Genomic DNA, 16,791 nt, shown 5'->3' with positions numbered 1-16,791 from the left:
ATCATGGCGGTTACCGTATCTCCGGAAAGCGACGTCGTCGCCAGCCCTGTCCAACGCGGCCTTAAGGAAGGCTTCTATGCCGGCGCAATTTCGCTTGGCCTGTTCGTGCTGTTCATTGGCCTGAAGACCGGCCAGAACATCTCCAATGAACTGGTCGTCACCACGCGCTGGGGCTTGCTTGCCGGCGTGGTGATCGCCACGGCTGTCGGACGCTTCCTCTATGTCGCCTATGGCCAGCCCTTCATGGCGAACCAGAAGATCGCCGACGTCGCCACCGGCCTGTTGCCGGGCAGCGTGGCGTCGCGCTTCTTCCAGGTGCCGTGGTTCATCGCGGCCGTCATCGCGGCGGTGTTGCTGTTCGTTTTTAACAACTCGCTCGCCGGATGGGTCGGAGCAGAACCGGCCGGCTATCTGCAATTCCTGCGCGCCCTGGCGATCATCTATGTGCTGGCCAGCGTGATCTACTATTTCAGGGCCTTCATCCACGCCAACTTCACCAAGCTCGGCATTGCCGCGCTTGTGCTGTACCCGATCCTCGTGGTCGCGGTTTTGTCGCTGAACGCGTGGTCGATTGCCGGAGGGCTGCAGGGCTCGCTGAAATGGGTCGATAATTTCGGCATCCAGATCCTGATCTATGTGATGCTGGCCTGGGGCCTGAACATCGTTGTTGGCCTCGCCGGCCTGCTCGACCTCGGCTACGTCGCCTTTTATGCACTTGGCGCCTATGCGTATGCGCTGCTCGCCACGCATTTCGGCCTGTCGTTCTGGATCCTGTTGCCGGCCGCGGGCGCCATGGCGGCCCTCTGGGGCGTGCTGCTCGGCTTCCCCGTGCTGCGCCTGCGTGGCGACTATCTGGCTATCGTGACGCTGGCCTTCGGCGAGATCATCCGCCTGGTGCTGATCAACTGGCGCGAGGTCACCAACGGGTCGGCCGGCATTTCCGGCATTCCCAAGGTCAGCTTCTTCGGGCTGATGTCCTTCAACGTGTCGGACTCGAACTACATAGCCAAGGTGCTGCACATCGCCCAGTCAGGTGCCTACTATAAGATCTTCCTTTATTATCTGATCCTGGGCCTGTGCCTGCTCACCGCCTTCGTCACCATCAGGCTGCGGCGCCTTCCTGTCGGCCGTGCCTGGGAAGCGCTGCGCGAGGACGAGATCGCCTGCCGGTCTCTGGGCATCAACACGACGACGACCAAGCTTACGGCCTTTGCCACTGGCGCCATGTTCGGCGGCTTCGCCGGCTCGTTCTTCGCCGCGCGGCAAGGCTTCGTCAGCCCGGAATCCTTCGTCTTCCTGGAATCGGCCATCATCCTGGCCATCGTCGTGCTCGGCGGCATGGGCTCGCTGGTCGGCATAGCGGTTGCCGCAATGGTGATGATCGGCGGCACGGAGGCGCTGCGCGAACTCGACTTCCTCAAGCAGATCTTCGGGCCGGACTTCACTCCCGAACTCTACCGCATGCTTCTGTTCGGCATGGCCATGGTCATCGTCATGCTGTGGAAGCCGCGCGGCTTCGTCGGCAGTCGCGAGCCGACCGCCTTCCTCAAGGAGCGAAGGGCTGTCTCCAGTTCCTTCACCAAGGAGGGCCACGGCTGATGAATGCGAGCACACCCATGAACGAGGCCATCCTGCAGGTCGAGCATCTGTCGATGAAGTTCGGCGGCCTGGTCGCCATCGGCGACCTGTCCTTCACCGCCAAGCGTGGCGAGATCACCGCGCTGATCGGACCCAATGGTGCCGGCAAGACAACCGTGTTCAACTGCATCACCGGCTTCTACAAGCCGTCGGAGGGCATGATCACGCTCAACCGGAACGACGGCTCGAGCTATTTGCTCGAACGTCTTCCCAACCACGAGATCCCGGCGCGCGCCAAGGTGGCGCGCACCTTCCAGAACATCCGCCTGTTCTCGGGCATGACGCTGCTGGAGAACCTTTTGGTTGCCCAGCACAACAAGCTGATGAAGGCCTCGGGCTATACGGTGCTTGGCCTGTTCGGCTTCAGCGGCTATCGCAAGGCCTCGGCCGAATCAGTCGAGCTTGCCAGGCACTGGCTGGAGAAGGCCGATCTCGTCGACCGTGCCGACGATCCGGCCGGTGACCTGCCCTACGGCGCGCAGCGGCGTCTCGAGATCGCCCGCGCCATGTGCACGGGTCCCGAGCTCCTCTGCCTGGACGAGCCGGCGGCCGGCCTCAATCCGAAGGAATCGGCGTCGCTCAACGAATTGCTGATCGACATCAAGAACACATCAGGCACCTCGATCCTTTTGATCGAGCATGACATGTCGGTGGTCATGCAGATATCCGACCACGTTGTGGTGTTGGAATATGGCCGCAAGATCTCTGACGGAAATCCGCAATCGGTGCGTACCGATCCGCGCGTCATTGCCGCCTATCTCGGCGTCGACGACGAGGAAGTCGAGGCGGTCCTCACCGAAGTCGGCGACGAAGACGTCATCGAACAGCTCGATACGGGGCCTGATGCCGCGCACGGTCCGGGGACATCGTCCTCGTATCTCGCCGGGCCAGTGACCGACACGGTCGGCCATAGCGAGGGCGAGCGGGTCACCGTGTCGAAAGGCGCCTCCAAGGCGGCGCAGGTCGACGCAAGATCGCTCGCAGCGGCAAACAAGGCGGCCTCGCTGGCCGCCGTACCGGCGGCCAAGCCTGCTCAAAAGGCAAAGCCTGCTCCGAAATCAGCGTCAAAGGCGGCAACTGGGGCGGCAGTGAAGTCGACCGCGGCGCCCGCACCGGCAAAGCCGGCAGCCAAGGCTCCAGCGGCGAAGGCTCCTGCGGCGAAGGTTGGGGAAATCTCCAACCGGCTGGCGGCACCGCGCGGCGGCAAGGCCGACAATCTGACCCGCATCAAGGGCATCGGCACGGTCAACGAGAAGAAGCTCAACGAGCACGGCATCTTCCACTTCGACCAGATCGGTGCCTGGAAGAAGGCCGATGTCGAGGCCGCCGAAGCCTACCTTGCCTTCGATGGACGCATCGCGCGTGAGGAGTGGGTCAAGCAGGCCAAGCTGCTCGGGCAGGGCAAGGACACGGAATTCTCGCGCCGCGTCGACGCAGGCAAAGTGGCGACCAGCCATGCTTCCGGGAAGACCGCAAGCGCGGCTTCCGGAAAGACCGCAAGCGCGGCTTCCGGGAAGAGTGCCGCCGCCAAGCCTGTGGCGGGCAAGCGCGGAGGGGACAAGTGATGGCCGGGACAACGCTGCTCGATATCAAGGGCGTGCAAACCTATTACGGCAACATCCGGGCGCTGAACGGCGTCGATGTCCACGTCAACCAGGGTGAGATCGTGGCGCTGATTGGCGCCAACGGCGCCGGCAAGTCGACGCTGATGATGACCATTTTCGGCGCGCCTCGCGCTCGATCCGGCTCCATTACCTTTGCCGGCACCGACATCACCCAGATGCCGACGCACGAGATCGCGCGCATGCGCATCGCCCAATCGCCGGAGGGCCGGCGCATCTTCCCGCGCATGACGGTGATGGAAAACCTGCAGATGGGCGCCAGCCTCGACAACCTCAAGCACTATGACGAGGACGTCGAGAAGGTGTTCACGCTGTTCCCGCGGCTCAAGGAGCGCGTCGCCCAGCGCGGCGGCACGCTGTCGGGCGGCGAGCAGCAGATGCTGTCGATCGGACGTGCGCTGATGGCGCGGCCGAAGCTGTTGTTGCTCGACGAACCGTCGCTGGGTCTGGCGCCGCTGATCGTCAAGCAGATCTTCGACGCCATCCGCGAGCTGAACCGCACCCAGGGGCTGACCGTGTTCCTGGTCGAGCAGAACGCTTTTGGCGCGCTGAAGCTCGCGACACGCGGCTACGTCATGGTCAACGGCAATGTGACGATGAGCGGCACCGGCAAGGAACTGCTCGCCAATCCGGAAGTGCGCGCCGCCTATCTCGAAGGCGGACACCACTGAGGTTGGAGCGGAACGTGTGCATCCGATATTCCGCTCCAAGTTGTTTGTTTGTCGCGTGATCTTTGTCCGAAAAGTCTGCAACTTTTCGGGATCATGCTAGGGAGACTTCACCATGCAGGGCATTCTTTACGAGGAGCCGTCGATCTGGCAGTTCTTCTTCGTCACCTGCCTGCTCGGCGGCTGGGCGGCCTGGATGACGGGCAAGGCAAGCGCCCAGACATGGCGCAGCTTCATCCATCTGTTCGTCTATATGCTAGGCCTCGGCATAGGCATCCGCTTCATCCATCACGCGCTGTTCGGCGGCACGATGTTCTCGCTGCACTACTACATTGTCGACACCATCGTGCTGATGATCCTTGGCTTCGTCGGCTATCAATACACACGAACAAACCAGATGGTGACACAGTATAATTGGCTCTACGAAAGAGCTTCAATCTTGAGCTGGAAGCCGAAAGGCTGAGGTTCATCATTAACGCCGCTTCGGGGATGAATCGGCGTGACAAGTGCCTGAAAATCGGCAAACTATGCTTTCTGCGATAAGGGTGGGCATCGCATGAAAGCTTCATCCACGCCCACTCCGTAAATGGGAGCGTTTAAATGAAAAAGTCACTTTTGTCCGCCGTCGCCCTGACCGCGCTCGTCGCGTTCGGCGGCAGCGCGTGGGCTGATGTACTGATCGGCGTTGCCGGTCCGATCACCGGTCCGAACGCAGCCTTCGGCGCACAGCTTCAGAAGGGTGCCGAAGCGGCTGTTGCCGACATCAATGCCAAGGGCGGCATCAATGGCGAGCAGATCAAGCTCGAGGTTGGCGACGACGTCTCCGATCCGAAGCAAGGCATCTCGGTCGCCAACAAGTTCGTCGGCGACGGCGTCAAGTTCGTGGTCGGCCACTTCAACTCGGGCGTCTCGATCCCGGCATCCGAAGTCTATGCCGAAAACAACATTGTCGAGATCACACCGGCTGCCACCAACCCGCAGTTCACAGAGCGCGGCCTGTGGAACGTGTTCCGCACCTGCGGACGCGATGACCAGCAGGGTAGCATTGCCGGCGCTTATCTCGCCGCAAACTTCAAGGACGCCAAGATCGCCGTCGTGCACGACAAGACCACCTACGGCCAGGGCCTTGCCGACGAAACCAAGAAGGCGATGAACGCCAAGGGCGTGACGGAAGTCATGTATGAAGGCATCAATGTCGGCGACAAGGACTTCTCGGCGCTGATCGCCAAGATGAAGGAAGCCGGCGTTTCCATCATCTATTGGGGCGGCCTGCACACCGAAGCCGGCCTGATCATCCGCCAGGCGGCCGACCAGGGCCTCAAGGCGACGCTGATTTCCGGTGACGGCATCGTGTCGAACGAGCTGGCTTCGATCGCGGGTGACGCGGTTGCGGGCACGCTCAATACCTTCGGCCCGGATCCGCGCCTGATCCCCGCGAACAAGGAACTCGTCGAGAAGTTCCGTGCGCAGGGCTTCGAGCCGGAAGCCTACACGCTCTACGCATACGCTGCCGTGCAGGCGCTTTCGGAAGCAGCGGCCGCCGCCAAGTCGAACGACCCGCAGGAAGTTGCCAAGGCCCTGCATGCGAATGGCCCGTTCAAGACCGTGCTCGGCGACCTGTCCTATGACGCCAAGGGCGACCCGACGCTGCCCGGCTACGTCATGTACGAATGGAAGAAGGGCGACGACGGCAAGTACACTTACATCCAGAAGATGTAAGCCTGTCGGCCTCGATCTTTACGGAATGCCCGGCGCCTCGTGCCGGGCATTTTTCTTTTGAGCCTCGCTCCCTTCCGGAAGATCCGGCAAGCCGATACAGCCGGCCTTTAGCCGGAAAAATGATCCGGCCTTGAATGGCAGCGCCGGGCGCTTCTTGCGCCTTCGACCGAATGCGACCGACTTTGGCGCAAAGATTCCGTTTCAATCGATTTAATCCAGCATCAATTTTGTTTGCACTGCAGCATTTTCGGGCTAATCATGACGCCCAGTTTCGTCCCCGACACTGTCCGGAGTTCGTCCTTGGCCATTACGAAGATCCTCGTCGCCAACCGATCCGAAATCGCCATTCGCGTCTTTCGCGCTGCCAACGAACTTGGCCTCAAAACCGTGGCGATCTGGGCCGAGGAGGACAAGTACTCGCTGCATCGCTTCAAGGCCGACGAGAGCTACCAGGTCGGGCGCGGACCGCACCTGACCCGCGACATGGGACCGATCGAAAGCTACCTGTCGATCGAGGAGGTGATCCGCGTCGCCAGGCTTTCGGGCGCCGATGCCATTCATCCCGGCTACGGGCTTTTGTCGGAAAGTCCCGAATTCGCCGAAGCGTGCGCGGTCGCCGGCATTACCTTCATCGGCCCTAAGCCGGACACTATGCGCCGGCTCGGCAACAAGGTTGCCGCGCGCAATCTGGCGATCGAGGTCGGCGTGCCGGTGATCCCCGCCACCGATCCGCTGCCGGACGACATTGAGGCGGTCAAGAAACTGGCCAGGGAGATTGGCTATCCGGTCATGCTGAAGGCATCGTGGGGCGGCGGCGGGCGCGGCATGCGCGCCATCCGCTCCGAGGCCGATCTTGCCCGCGAGGTCATGGAAGGCAAGCGCGAGGCGAAAGCCGCCTTCGGCAAGGACGAGGTCTATCTCGAAAAGCTGATCGAGCGCGCCCGCCATGTCGAGGTGCAGGTGCTGGGCGACACGCATGGCAATGCGGTGCACCTGTTCGAGCGCGACTGCTCGATCCAGCGCCGCAACCAGAAGGTCGTCGAGCGGGCGCCGGCGCCCTATCTCGAAATGTCGCAACGCGAGGAGCTTTGCGGCTACGCGCTGAAGATTGCGCGCGAGACCAGCTATATCGGTGCCGGCACGGTCGAGTTCCTGCAGGATGCCGATACCGCCAAGTTCTATTTCATCGAGGTCAATCCGCGCATCCAGGTCGAGCACACCGTCACCGAGCAGGTGACCGGCATCGACATCGTCAAGGCGCAGATCCACATCCTCGACGGCTTCGCCATAGGCACGCCGGAATCGGGCGTGCCGGCGCAGAAGGACATCCGGCTGAACGGCCATGCCTTGCAGTGCCGCATCACCACCGAAGACCCCGAGCACAATTTCATTCCCGACTACGGTCGCATCACCGCTTATCGTGGCGCCACCGGCTTCGGCATCCGCCTCGACGGCGGCACCGCCTATTCCGGCGCGGTCATCACCCGCTTCTACGATCCGCTGCTAGAGAAGGTGACGGCCTGGGCGCCGACGCCGGCCGAGACCATCGCCCGCATGAACCGGGCCTTGCGTGAGTTCCGCATCCGCGGCGTCGCCACCAACCTCACCTTCCTCGAAGCGATCATCAACCACCCGAGCTTCGCCGATAATTCCTATACGACCAAGTTCATCGACACGACGCCGGAACTGTTCCAACAGGTCAAGCGCCAGGACCGCGCCACCAAGCTCATCAACTATCTCGCCGACGTGTCGGTCAACGGACATCCCGAGGCGCGCGGCCGGCCGCAGCCGAAGGCCGACGCGGCCGCACCCATCGTGCCCTACCTCAACGGCAATGTGCCGGGCGGCAGCAAGCAGAAACTGGACGTGCTCGGACCGGAAAAGTTCGCCGCCTGGATGCGCGACCAAAAGGAGGTGCTGGTCACCGACACGACGATGCGCGACGGCCATCAGTCGCTGCTGGCAACGCGTGTGCGCACGCATGACATCGCCGGCATCGCCGGCACCTATGCGCGCGCCCTGCCGCAGCTTCTGTCGCTCGAATGCTGGGGCGGCGCCACTTTCGACGTCGCCATGCGCTTCCTCACCGAGGACCCATGGGAGCGGCTGTCGCTGGTGCGCGAGGCAGCGCCCAATCTGTTGCTGCAGATGTTGCTGCGCGGCGCCAATGGCGTCGGCTACACCAATTATCCCGACAATGTCGTGCAGCATTTCGTCAAGCAGGCGGCCAGCGGCGGTATCGACCTGTTCCGCGTGTTCGACTGCCTGAACTGGGTCGAGAACATGCGCGTCGCCATGGACGCGGTCGGCGCCGAGGGCAAGCTGATCGAAGCGGCGATGTGTTACACCGGCGACATACTCGACCCGGCGCGAGCCAAATACGATCTCAAATACTATGTCGGCCTGGCCGGCGAATTGCAGGCTGCCGGCGCCCACATCATCGCCGTCAAGGACATGGCCGGCCTTTTGAAGCCTTCCGCCGCACGGGTGCTGTTCAAGGCGCTGCGCGAGGCGACCGACCTGCCGATCCATTTCCACACCCATGACACGTCAGGCCTCTCCGCAGCGACGGTGCTGGCTGCGGTGGAGAGCGGCGTCGACGCTATCGACGCGGCGATGGATGCCTTCTCCGGGAACACATCACAGCCTTGCCTTGGCTCGATCGTCGAGGCGCTGAAGGGCACCGAGCGCGACCCGGGCCTCGATCCGCAATGGATCCGCAAGATCTCGTTCTACTGGGAGGCGGTGCGCAACCAGTACGCCGCCTTCGAAAGCGACCTCAAGGGACCGGCCTCGGAAGTCTACCTGCATGAAATGCCGGGCGGACAGTTCACCAATCTCAAGGAACAGGCGCGCTCGCTCGGGCTTGAGACACGCTGGCACGAGGTGGCGCAGACCTATCACGACGTCAACCTGATGTTCGGCGACATCGTCAAGGTGACGCCGTCGTCCAAGGTCGTCGGCGACATGGCATTGATGATGGTCAGCCAGGACCTGACCGTCGCCGATGTCGAAAATCCGGCCAGGGACATCGCCTTTCCGGATTCGGTCGTCTCGATGCTGCGCGGCGATCTCGGCCAGTCGCCCGGCGGTTGGCCGGCAGCGCTGCAGAAGAAGGCGCTGAAGGGCGACAAGCCGATCACGGTGCGGCCGGGCTCGCTGCTCAAGCCGGCCGATCTCAAGGCCAGCCGCAAGGAGATCGAGGAGAAGCTCGAGCGCAAGCTCTCGGAGTTCGAATTCGCCTCTTGGCTGATGTATCCGAAAGTGTTTTCCGACTTCGCCGGCGCGCAGGAGACCTACGGCCCGGTCAGCGTCCTGCCGACGCCGACCTATTTCTACGGCATGAAGCCAGAGGACGAGATCTTCGTCGACATCGAGAAGGGCAAGACGCTGGTGGTGCGCTGTCTGGCCATCGGCGATGTCGACGACAAGGGCATGGTCACCGTGTTCTTCGAGCTCAACGGCCAGCCGCGCCGCGTCAAGGTGCCCGACAGGGCGCATGGCGCGTCCGCCGCCAAGGCCCGCCGCAAGGCCGAGCCGGGCAACGAGGCGCATGTCGGCGCGCCGATGCCAGGCGTCGTCTCGGCGCTTTCGGTTGCCGCTGGCCAGGCCGTGAAGGCCGGTGACGTGCTGCTTTCCATCGAGGCGATGAAGATGGAGACGGCGCTGCATGCCGAGCGCGACGGCACGGTCGCCGAGGTGCTGGTTAAGGCCGGCGACCAGATCGATGCCAAGGATCTGCTGATCGCCTTCAACTGAGGTGTGCTGATATTCAGGTGATGCCGGCCTGCAAACGCTGGCTTCCTGCGCTTCCGGTGCTCACGTACCAAAGTACGCTCCGCTCCGGTTCTCGGAAGCCACCGTTTTCGGCTCGGCCTGACCTGAATCTCAACACACCTCGGGGCGTGCGCAACCCTTCATGCCGCATCGATACTATCTTGACCCGCCGCGCTTGGTCGGGCATCGAACCGGCTCAAATCCGTCACGGTCGGTTTCCGAGTCGTGACGCATAAAAGACGCGGAGAAGAAAACATGGCCGACGATATCACCGAGACCAGCCAGACTGTTGCCGCCGGCCAGCTGCGTGCCTTCATCGAGCGCATAGAGCGGCTCGAGGAGGAGAAGAAGACCATTTCCGACGACATCAAGGAAGTGTTCGCCGAAGCCAAGGGGACCGGCTTCGACACCAAGGCGATGCGCACGATCATCCGGCTGCGCAAGAAGGACCAGGCAGAGCGGCAGGAGGAGGAAACTATCCTCGACCTGTACAAGGCCGCGCTCGGCATGGTGTAAGACTAACCGGCCCGGCGCCCCATGCGGTTGCCGGAGATACGGTTCGAACCATGAGCGAATTCGACTTCGGCGCCCGCCGCGCCTCTGAATTCCGCCAGCGCGGTTTCTGGACGCTGTTCGAGGAACGGCATCCGGAGGAAAAGGCTCTGCTGGCGAGGCGCGGACCCTGGTTCTGGCAGCGCGGGCTGCCCGACTTCGCATTGGTCCTTTCCATGTATGTCGCGCCGGCGCAGAACCATGTCGGCGTCTTCTTTGGGCGCAACGAGAAGTTCGGCGCCACGGGAGCGTGGTCACGGTTGAAGCCGTTCCAGTCGGCGATCGAAGGCAAGTTGAAGCTCAGGCCGGAGCAGAGTTGCCAGGGCCTTGGCATCAATTCGATGTGGCGGGTGAATTGCTTTGCCGAGGACAACTGGCCGGCGATGGCGGACTGGCTGGTGACGGAGGCCTCACGCATCGAGCGCGCGGTCACCGAGGTTCTGGCGGACGGCGACCAAGCCTGAGCGTGAAATTCGCGCCTGCCGGCCGGCGATGCGACGAGCGTTTTGTGATCAGTTCGACGTCGCCGTATCGCGGCCGATCTCGTCCAGATGATGCTGCAGGGGCATATGGTCGAGCGTGCCCACCGGCAGATTGACGAACAGCGAGATGCGATTGCTGAGCATGCGAAAGGCATCGGCGAAGGCGAGGTGCACCTCGGCGTCGGTGCCGTGGGCCTTGGCCGGATCCGGTAGGGCCCAAAGTGCCGTCATCGGATGGCCGGGCCATATGGGACAGGCTTCGTTCGCGGTGCTGTCGCAGACGGTGAAGACGAAGTTCATTTCCGGTGCGTCGGGCGCGGCGAATTCGTCCAAGCTTTTCGAGCGGGCGAAGCCGGTGTCGAAGCTGAGGGTTTCGAGCAGTTGAAGTGCGTAGGGATTGACCGTGCCCTTCGGTTGCGAGCCGGCGGAAAAGGCCCTGAACCTGCCGGCGCCGATCCGGTTGAGGATGGCTTCCCCCATGATGGATCGTGCCGAATTGGCGTTGCAGAGAAACAGCACATTGTAGAAATTGTCGCTCATCTCAAGACCTCCCTGGCAGGCGAGTGGATGATTGAGCGGCAAATTCCGTTGGGACGTCGCCGCTTGGCAAAAGTATATCGAAAAGAAGCGGCGTAGAAAGGTTTCGCGACCGTGTGATGACATCCGGTCAGGTCACGATGTCCATCGTCGCCTGGTGTTGACAGTTTGTTGCGTTTGACGTTCCTGCCGACGCCGAAGCGAGGGTTGCGCCGATGAATGTTTCAAAGCTTCCCGAAGACGAGAACGACACGGCAAGCCGGGGCTTCTTCCGCGCACGCTGGCAAGGCCTGGTGCCGCTCGATCGGCTGTTCTGGCGCGACCTCGTCCTTGTCGGCACGGCGATCAATGTCGCATCTTCGGTGGCCGCGATCGTCCTGCTCGGACTGAAGCTGCCGCTCGCGCTGGTTCTGGCGGTGCATTTCGCGCCGGTGCCCTACAACATCTTCCTGACCTTTGCCGTATGGCGAACCACGGAAAAGGCCACCGGCGCCAAGGCCTCGCTGATGACGCTCGGCGCCACATTGTGGCTGATCCTGGTGGTGGTGGTCTGACAGTGCGGATACGGGGGCACCTATCGCGCAATGAAAAAGGGCGGCCGCAGCCGCCCTTTCCATTCATCCGAGGGGTTAGGCCGTCGGCTCGAATTTCAGCGCCACGCCGTTGATGCAATAGCGCAGGCCGGTCGGCGGCGGACCGTCCTCGAAGACATGGCCGAGATGGCTGCCGCAGCGGGCGCAATGGCATTCGGTGCGGACCATGCCGTAGCTGCGATCGACGGTGTTCTCGACCGAACCCGGCACCGGGTCGTTGAAGCTCGGCCAGCCGGTGCCGCTCTCGAACTTCAGCTTGGATTCGAACAGCGGCTGGTCGCAGCCGACACAGGAAAACGTGCCGGCGCGCTTCTCGTAGAGCAAAGCGCAGCTTCCCGGCCGCTCGGTGCCGTGGCCGCGCATGACGGCATATTGCTCCGGCGTCAGCCGGGCGCGCCATTCGGCGTCGGTGCGGGTGACGGGGTAGGTGTGGGTGTCCATTTGATCTCCTCAGCCTTGCCGGCTCGTTGTTGATTGCAACCTCATATTCGCACCAAGATAGGCATTTGTTACGAGGTTTGCCCGCATTTTCGATCGTGCCTTCACGCGATGGCTGCAAGATAGCGTGCGACCGATGTACCGAATGCCGCTTTTGCGTCCCCAATGACATTCTGGTTCCACCATGCGCCGTAGATGTGGTTGAACTGGAAGGGCTCCAATGCCTTCGCGATGCGGCGGACGGCGGCTGCGTTGAGCGGGATATAGTTGGGATAGCTGTACATGAAGCTGAGATGGCGGCGTGTCGGCGTTACCTGCAATATGTCGCCGGACAGCAGGACGTTGCCGTCATCGCGTTCCCAATGGAGCACCTGGCCGCCGGCAAAGTGGCCACCGCAGCGTATAAGTGTCAGTGAGGGGTTGATAGGCAACGTCTCGCCCTCCCAACTGACGATCGCCTTGTGCGGCCGCATGATCCATTGGCGGTCATCGGCGTGGAGAAAGATCGGCACACCGCCAAAAGCCTCGCTCCACTCGACCATCACCGAGTAATAGTGGCAGTGCGAGATGGCGATGGCTGTCAGCCCGCCGCGGCGGTTGATCTCGGCCACCGCCTCGTCGCTGACCATCGAGATGCAATCCCACAGCACATTGCCGTGCGGCGTCTGCGCCAGCAACGCGCGCTGGCCGATGGCGAAGCGCGGCTCGATGCCGAAGGCGAGAACGCCGACGTCGTCCTTGACCACGACCCGGTGTCCGTCAGCGAGCTCTTCCGGTGTGATCCACGCCTGGCCTTCCCAGCGCACATATTGCCGCTCGTCCTCGCAGATCGGGCAGCGGTTCGGCGGTGCCTCCGTTGCGGCGAACTGGACGCCGCATTGCAGGCAGAGAAAGCAGGTCATCGTTTTTCCTGTCTGTTCAGTGCTTCCTTGAAAGCTGCCTGGTCGCGCCTTCGAGCCCGGCCAGCGTCAGCGGGAACATGCGGCCGCCGAAGACGTCGCGGATCATGGCAATCGAATGGGTATAGCCCCAGTTCTTCTCGTTCTCGGGGTTCAGCCATACCGCGTTGGGCCATTGCTGCAGCAGGCGGCCGAGCCAGACGGTCCCGGCCTCCGGGTTCCAGTGTTCGACCGAGCCGCCGGGTAGGGCGATCTCGTAAGGGCTCATCGAGGCATCGCCAACGACGATCACCTTGTAGTCCGGCCCATATTTATGGATCAGGTCGAAGGTCGGGATCGTCTCGGCATGCCTGCGGCGATTGTCTTTCCACACGCCCTCATAGACGCAGTTGTGAAAATAGAAATATTCGAGCTGGCGGAATTCGGCGCGCGCGGCCGAAAACAGCTCTTCGACGCTCTTGATGTGGTCGTCCATCGAGCCGCCGACATCGAAGAACATCAAGAGCTTCACCGCGTTGCGCCGTTCGGGCCGCGTCTGCACGTCGAGATAGCCGTGCTCGGCGGTGGCGTGGATGGTGCCCGGCAGGTCGAACTCCTCCTCGGCGCCCTCGCGCACCCAGCGGCGCAGGCGCTTCAGCGCGATTTTGATGTTGCGGGTGCCGAGTTCGACGGCATCATCGAAGTTCCTGAACTCGCGTCTGTCCCAGACCTTCACGGCCCGGCGGTTGCGGCTTTCGTGCTGGCCGATGCGCACGCCTTCGGGATTGTAGCCATAGGCGCCGAAGGGTGAGGTGCCGCCGGTGCCGATCCATTTCGAGCCGCCCTGGTGCCGGCCTTTCTGCTCCTCAAGCCGCTGTTTCAAGGTCTCCATCAGCTTTTCGAAACCGCCGAGCGCCTCGACCAGTTTTTTCTCTTCGTCGGTCAGGTGCTTCTCTGCGAGCCGGCGCAGCCATTCCTCGGGAATATTGGCGACATCGACAGCGTCCGGCCCACCCAGCGCCTCAACGCCCTTGAAGACATGGACAAACACCTGGTCGAAGCGGTCGATGTGGCGTTCGTCCTTCACCAGCGCGGTGCGGGCGAGATAGTAGAAACCCTCGACGTCGTAGTCGACCAACCCGGCTTCCAGCCCCTCCAGCAGCGACAGATATTCCCGCAGCGAGACGGGAACACGCGCCGCCTTCAGTTCGAGGAAGAAAGGGATGAACATCGTCTATCTACAGCAGATCATACTCGATGAAGCCGGTCCGGCGCGCCACATAGTCGTAGAGCTTGCGCGCGGTGGCGTTGGTCTCGTGCGTCATCCAGTAGACATTCTTGACACCGATTTTTGCGGCTTCCAGCTTCACCGCCTTGATCAGCTCAGCACCAATGCCCTTGCCGCGCACGTCCGGATCGGCGAACAGGTCCTGCAGGTAACAGTTGTTCTGCTCCGCCCAGCAGGAGCGGTGGTAGAGATAGTGGGTGAGGCCGACCGCCTTGCCGTCGAGCGTGGCGATGAAACCCTTCGGCTCGAACTCGCCTGCCGTGAACAGCCGCTTCCAGGTGACGGCGTAGACCTCTTCCGGCAGCTTGGTCTCGTAGAAGGTCAGATAGTCGGTCCACAGGCGCCGCCAGTCGGCATGGTCGGACTGCGCAAGCGGGCGGATAGTGATCTCGGACATCGAATGTTCTCCCTTTGCGCGCCAGCATCAGCAACGCTCGTCAGACCTGCAAGAGACCACGAGCTAACGACCTTCTGATCCTGCCTGATCGCTCGACAAGAATTGGCTTGCGAAGACTTCAAAGCGAGCGGTGTTCTCGAGGGATTCAACAGATGCGCCGTCATCCGTGTCGATCTCCGCAATCGATCGGCCTTCCTCGTCATAGGATCGTGACAACACCAGGCAACGCAGGCCGCCTTTGCGCGGATATGTACTTTGGGTGGGCTGTGGCTCGTCATCAACCCAGCGCGTGATGGATATTTCTATCTCAGCGTACTCTTTTGACACCTAGCCCTGCCTTCTGGCCATGAAAGCCAGCCGCTCGAACAGATGCACGTCCTGTTCGTTCTTCAGCAACGCACCGTGCAGCTTGGGCAATGCGTTCTTCGGGTCGGCGCGCAGGTCTTCCGGCGCGATGTCGTCGGCGACCAGCAGGCGGATCCAGTCGAGCGCTTCCGAGGTCGACGGCTTCTTCTTCAGGCCGGGTACCTCGCGGATCTCATAGAACTGGGTCAGCGCCGCGCGCACCAGGTTCTGCTTGATGCCGGGATAGTGCACGTCGACGATTTTGTGCAGCGTCTCGACGTCGGGAAAGCGGATGTAGTGGAAGAAGCAGCGGCGCAGGAAGGCGTCCGGCAGTTCCTTCTCGTTGTTGGAGGTGATGATGACGATCGGCCTGACCGCGGCGCGGATGGTCTCGCCGGTCTCGTAGACGAAGAACTCCATCCGATCGAGTTCCTGCAACAAATCGTTGGGGAACTCGATATCGGCCTTGTCGATCTCGTCGATCAAAAGCACGACCTTCTTGGTCGTGGCGAACGCCTCCCAAAGCTTACCGCGCTTGATGTAGTTCCTGATGTCGTTGAAGCGCTCGTCGCCGAGCTGGCTATCGCGCAGCCGCGACACGGCATCGTATTCGTAAAGGCCCTGCTGCGCCCTGGTGGTCGACTTGACGTGCCATTCTATCAGGTCGAGGCCAAGGGCTGCCGCAACTTGCCTGGCGAGTTCGGTCTTGCCGGTGCCGGGCTCGCCCTTGACCAGCAGGGGCCGTTCCAGCGCGATCGCGGCGTTGACCGCCACCATCAGATCCTTGTCGGCGACATAGGCCGCCGTGCCTTCGAAACGCATTTTTGCTCCCTGGTTGGTCATGACGACCGTAAGGACGCTGATCTGCCTGTGCAAGGGTGGCTTGTTGGCGGCGGCGAGGGGGTGGATCCGCCTAGGGAAAGAATGCCCGTCTCACTGGCGCTTAGCCGACCAGCAGCCTATATTGGTCGGGACGGTCTGCGCTTCCCGGCAGGAGAACATTTTCCCCGGGGCCTTAACGATCCTTAGGGAGCTGTCCCTGGGAAGACCCGTGGGTTTTCTCACACGGCGCCCACCTACTTTGTAGGTTCCCGGGATCGCTCTCTCCACCGGTTGTGTGGATCGTCACTTTTCGCAACGCATCCATGTCTTTCGGTGGATGATGCGGTAGAAAACGTCGCTCCTAAAACTCCACCCAAATCTGACTTTTTCTATCGTCCGCGCATGACATCCTCAAAACACCTGAAAAAGCAGCTTCGCCTCGAGGCACTCGGGCGCCGCGACGCGCTCGATGAATTCTGGCGGGTGGAGATCGCCCTCGAAATGGCCGAGACGGCACGCGATCACCTCGCTGTCGAGCCGGGTCAGATCGTCTCGGGCTTCTGGCCGATGCGCTCGGAAGTCGACGTCCGGCCGCTGATGTTCGCCTTGCGCGAGAAGGGAGCCAGGCTTTGCCTGCCGGCGATCCTCGACAAGACCACCATAGTCTTTCGCGAGCTCGTGCGGGGCGCTCCGATGGTCGAGATGGGCTTCGGCACGGTCGGCCCGCATGAGGAGGCCGAGGTGCTCGACCCCACGGTGATGCTGGTGCCGCTCGCCGCTTTCGACGCGCGCGGCCATCGCATCGGCTATGGTGCCGGCTACTACGACCGCGCCATCGCCAAGCTGGTCGACAAGGGGCTGCCGCCCAGATTGATCGGCATCGCCTTCGACTGCCAGGAGGTGGGGCTGGTGCCAGATGAGGACCACGACGTCATTATCGCGGAAATACTCACGGAGAGTGGGTTGCGCCGCTTCGCGCCAAAATTGTAAATAAGCACAATGGACGCATGATCTTTTCACAGATGTCATGCAGCT

The 16,791-nt window shown here is 62.2% G+C and carries 17 protein-coding genes and 1 other RNA gene; 11 read left to right on the top strand and 7 right to left on the bottom strand.

Annotation, left to right across the window (positions count from 1 at the left end; translation table 11 throughout):
• Positions 1 to 3 precede the first annotated feature (3 nt).
• The 8 genes from livM (at position 4) to AC07FD_RS33125 (ending at position 10,440) form a co-directional block, all read left to right on the top strand.
• Complete coding sequence (livM, locus tag AC07FD_RS33160; protein WP_478353266.1) at positions 4 to 1,599, top strand: high-affinity branched-chain amino acid ABC transporter permease LivM; 1,596 nt, start codon at positions 4 to 6, stop codon at positions 1,597 to 1,599.
• Positions 1,599 to 3,203: an ATP-binding cassette domain-containing protein gene (locus AC07FD_RS33155; RefSeq protein WP_478353265.1), complete on the top strand. Its 1,605-nt coding sequence runs from the start codon at positions 1,599 to 1,601 to the stop codon at positions 3,201 to 3,203. Before livM ends, AC07FD_RS33155 begins: the two co-directional genes overlap by 1 nt.
• Positions 3,203 to 3,931 carry an ABC transporter ATP-binding protein gene (locus tag AC07FD_RS33150; RefSeq protein WP_095084214.1) on the top strand — a complete coding sequence of 243 codons (729 nt, stop codon included), beginning with the start codon at positions 3,203 to 3,205 and terminating at the stop codon, positions 3,929 to 3,931. Before AC07FD_RS33155 ends, AC07FD_RS33150 begins: the two co-directional genes overlap by 1 nt.
• Before the next feature lie 112 nt (positions 3,932 to 4,043).
• Positions 4,044 to 4,391, top strand: coding sequence for a DUF6867 family protein (locus tag AC07FD_RS33145; protein ID WP_095084215.1), 348 nt, complete (start codon positions 4,044 to 4,046; stop codon positions 4,389 to 4,391).
• A 137-nt stretch (positions 4,392 to 4,528) separates the two neighbouring features.
• The gene (locus tag AC07FD_RS33140) at positions 4,529 to 5,647 is read left to right on the top strand and encodes a branched-chain amino acid ABC transporter substrate-binding protein (RefSeq protein ID WP_478353264.1); all 1,119 of its coding nucleotides are present in this window, start codon (positions 4,529 to 4,531) and stop codon (positions 5,645 to 5,647) included.
• A gap of 300 nt (positions 5,648 to 5,947) precedes the next feature.
• Positions 5,948 to 9,406 (top strand): pyruvate carboxylase, encoded by a 3,459-nt coding sequence (pyc, locus tag AC07FD_RS33135; protein WP_478353263.1) that lies wholly within the window; start codon positions 5,948 to 5,950, stop codon positions 9,404 to 9,406.
• 273 nt (positions 9,407 to 9,679) lie between these two features.
• Positions 9,680 to 9,940, top strand: coding sequence for a DUF2312 domain-containing protein (locus tag AC07FD_RS33130; protein WP_027027312.1), 261 nt, complete (start codon positions 9,680 to 9,682; stop codon positions 9,938 to 9,940).
• 50 nt (positions 9,941 to 9,990) lie between these two features.
• The gene (locus tag AC07FD_RS33125) at positions 9,991 to 10,440 is read left to right on the top strand and encodes a hypothetical protein (protein WP_478353262.1); all 450 of its coding nucleotides are present in this window, start codon (positions 9,991 to 9,993) and stop codon (positions 10,438 to 10,440) included.
• A gap of 48 nt (positions 10,441 to 10,488) precedes the next feature.
• Here AC07FD_RS33125 and AC07FD_RS33120 read toward each other — a convergent pair whose 3' ends face one another.
• Positions 10,489 to 10,998 (bottom strand): arsenate reductase ArsC, encoded by a 510-nt coding sequence (locus AC07FD_RS33120; RefSeq protein ID WP_478353261.1) that lies wholly within the window; start codon positions 10,996 to 10,998, stop codon positions 10,489 to 10,491.
• Positions 10,999 to 11,210: 212 nt separating this feature from the next.
• Between AC07FD_RS33120 and AC07FD_RS33115 the strand changes: the two genes are divergently transcribed.
• Entirely contained in the window at positions 11,211 to 11,549 is a 339-nt protein-coding gene (locus AC07FD_RS33115; protein ID WP_478353260.1) for a hypothetical protein, read from the top strand.
• A 75-nt stretch (positions 11,550 to 11,624) separates the two neighbouring features.
• On the opposite strand, the gene msrB is transcribed toward AC07FD_RS33115, so the two are convergent.
• The 6 genes from msrB to AC07FD_RS33085 form a co-directional block, all read right to left on the bottom strand.
• Entirely contained in the window at positions 11,625 to 12,029 is a 405-nt protein-coding gene (msrB, locus tag AC07FD_RS33110) for a peptide-methionine (R)-S-oxide reductase MsrB (RefSeq protein ID WP_023688927.1), read from the bottom strand.
• 101 nt (positions 12,030 to 12,130) lie between these two features.
• Positions 12,131 to 12,928, bottom strand: a complete 798-nt coding sequence (locus AC07FD_RS33105) for an MBL fold metallo-hydrolase (RefSeq protein WP_478353259.1) — start codon at positions 12,926 to 12,928, stop codon at positions 12,131 to 12,133.
• Positions 12,929 to 12,944: 16 nt separating this feature from the next.
• Positions 12,945 to 14,135, bottom strand: coding sequence for a vWA domain-containing protein (locus AC07FD_RS33100; protein ID WP_478353258.1), 1,191 nt, complete (start codon positions 14,133 to 14,135; stop codon positions 12,945 to 12,947).
• 7 nt (positions 14,136 to 14,142) lie between these two features.
• The gene (locus tag AC07FD_RS33095; RefSeq protein WP_478353257.1) at positions 14,143 to 14,589 is read right to left on the bottom strand and encodes an N-acetyltransferase family protein; all 447 of its coding nucleotides are present in this window, start codon (positions 14,587 to 14,589) and stop codon (positions 14,143 to 14,145) included.
• Positions 14,590 to 14,652: 63 nt separating this feature from the next.
• Complete coding sequence (locus AC07FD_RS33090; RefSeq protein ID WP_478353256.1) at positions 14,653 to 14,916, bottom strand: hypothetical protein; 264 nt, start codon at positions 14,914 to 14,916, stop codon at positions 14,653 to 14,655.
• Positions 14,917 to 15,756, bottom strand: coding sequence for an AAA family ATPase (locus tag AC07FD_RS33085; RefSeq protein WP_478353255.1), 840 nt, complete (start codon positions 15,754 to 15,756; stop codon positions 14,917 to 14,919).
• A 150-nt stretch (positions 15,757 to 15,906) separates the two neighbouring features.
• Between AC07FD_RS33085 and ssrS the strand changes: the two genes are divergently transcribed.
• Both ssrS and AC07FD_RS33075 read left to right on the top strand, forming a co-directional pair.
• Positions 15,907 to 16,062: non-coding RNA, 6S RNA (ssrS, locus tag AC07FD_RS33080), on the top strand.
• A 96-nt stretch (positions 16,063 to 16,158) separates the two neighbouring features.
• Positions 16,159 to 16,746, top strand: coding sequence for a 5-formyltetrahydrofolate cyclo-ligase (locus AC07FD_RS33075; protein WP_478353254.1), 588 nt, complete (start codon positions 16,159 to 16,161; stop codon positions 16,744 to 16,746).
• Positions 16,747 to 16,791 lie beyond the last annotated feature (45 nt).

The organism is Mesorhizobium waitakense (assembly GCF_056431085.1).
The sequence above is the reverse complement of the archived record's forward strand: the minus strand, read 5'-3'. Positions and strand labels throughout refer to the sequence as shown.

Coding starts and splice junctions, on each gene's coding strand:
- livM (WP_478353266.1), top strand. CDS start 4: ATGGCGGTTACCGTATCTCCGGAAAGCGACGTCGTCGCCAGCCCTGTC.
- AC07FD_RS33155 (WP_478353265.1), top strand. CDS start 1,599: ATGAATGCGAGCACACCCATGAACGAGGCCATCCTGCAGGTCGAGCAT.
- AC07FD_RS33150 (WP_095084214.1), top strand. CDS start 3,203: ATGGCCGGGACAACGCTGCTCGATATCAAGGGCGTGCAAACCTATTAC.
- AC07FD_RS33145 (WP_095084215.1), top strand. CDS start 4,044: ATGCAGGGCATTCTTTACGAGGAGCCGTCGATCTGGCAGTTCTTCTTC.
- AC07FD_RS33140 (WP_478353264.1), top strand. CDS start 4,529: ATGAAAAAGTCACTTTTGTCCGCCGTCGCCCTGACCGCGCTCGTCGCG.
- AC07FD_RS33130 (WP_027027312.1), top strand. CDS start 9,680: ATGGCCGACGATATCACCGAGACCAGCCAGACTGTTGCCGCCGGCCAG.
- AC07FD_RS33125 (WP_478353262.1), top strand. CDS start 9,991: ATGAGCGAATTCGACTTCGGCGCCCGCCGCGCCTCTGAATTCCGCCAG.
- AC07FD_RS33120 (WP_478353261.1), bottom strand. CDS start 10,998: ATGAGCGACAATTTCTACAATGTGCTGTTTCTCTGCAACGCCAATTCG.
- AC07FD_RS33115 (WP_478353260.1), top strand. CDS start 11,211: ATGAATGTTTCAAAGCTTCCCGAAGACGAGAACGACACGGCAAGCCGG.
- msrB (WP_023688927.1), bottom strand. CDS start 12,029: ATGGACACCCACACCTACCCCGTCACCCGCACCGACGCCGAATGGCGC.
- AC07FD_RS33105 (WP_478353259.1), bottom strand. CDS start 12,928: ATGACCTGCTTTCTCTGCCTGCAATGCGGCGTCCAGTTCGCCGCAACG.
- AC07FD_RS33100 (WP_478353258.1), bottom strand. CDS start 14,135: ATGTTCATCCCTTTCTTCCTCGAACTGAAGGCGGCGCGTGTTCCCGTC.
- AC07FD_RS33095 (WP_478353257.1), bottom strand. CDS start 14,589: ATGTCCGAGATCACTATCCGCCCGCTTGCGCAGTCCGACCATGCCGAC.
- AC07FD_RS33085 (WP_478353255.1), bottom strand. CDS start 15,756: ATGCGTTTCGAAGGCACGGCGGCCTATGTCGCCGACAAGGATCTGATG.
- AC07FD_RS33075 (WP_478353254.1), top strand. CDS start 16,159: ATGACATCCTCAAAACACCTGAAAAAGCAGCTTCGCCTCGAGGCACTC.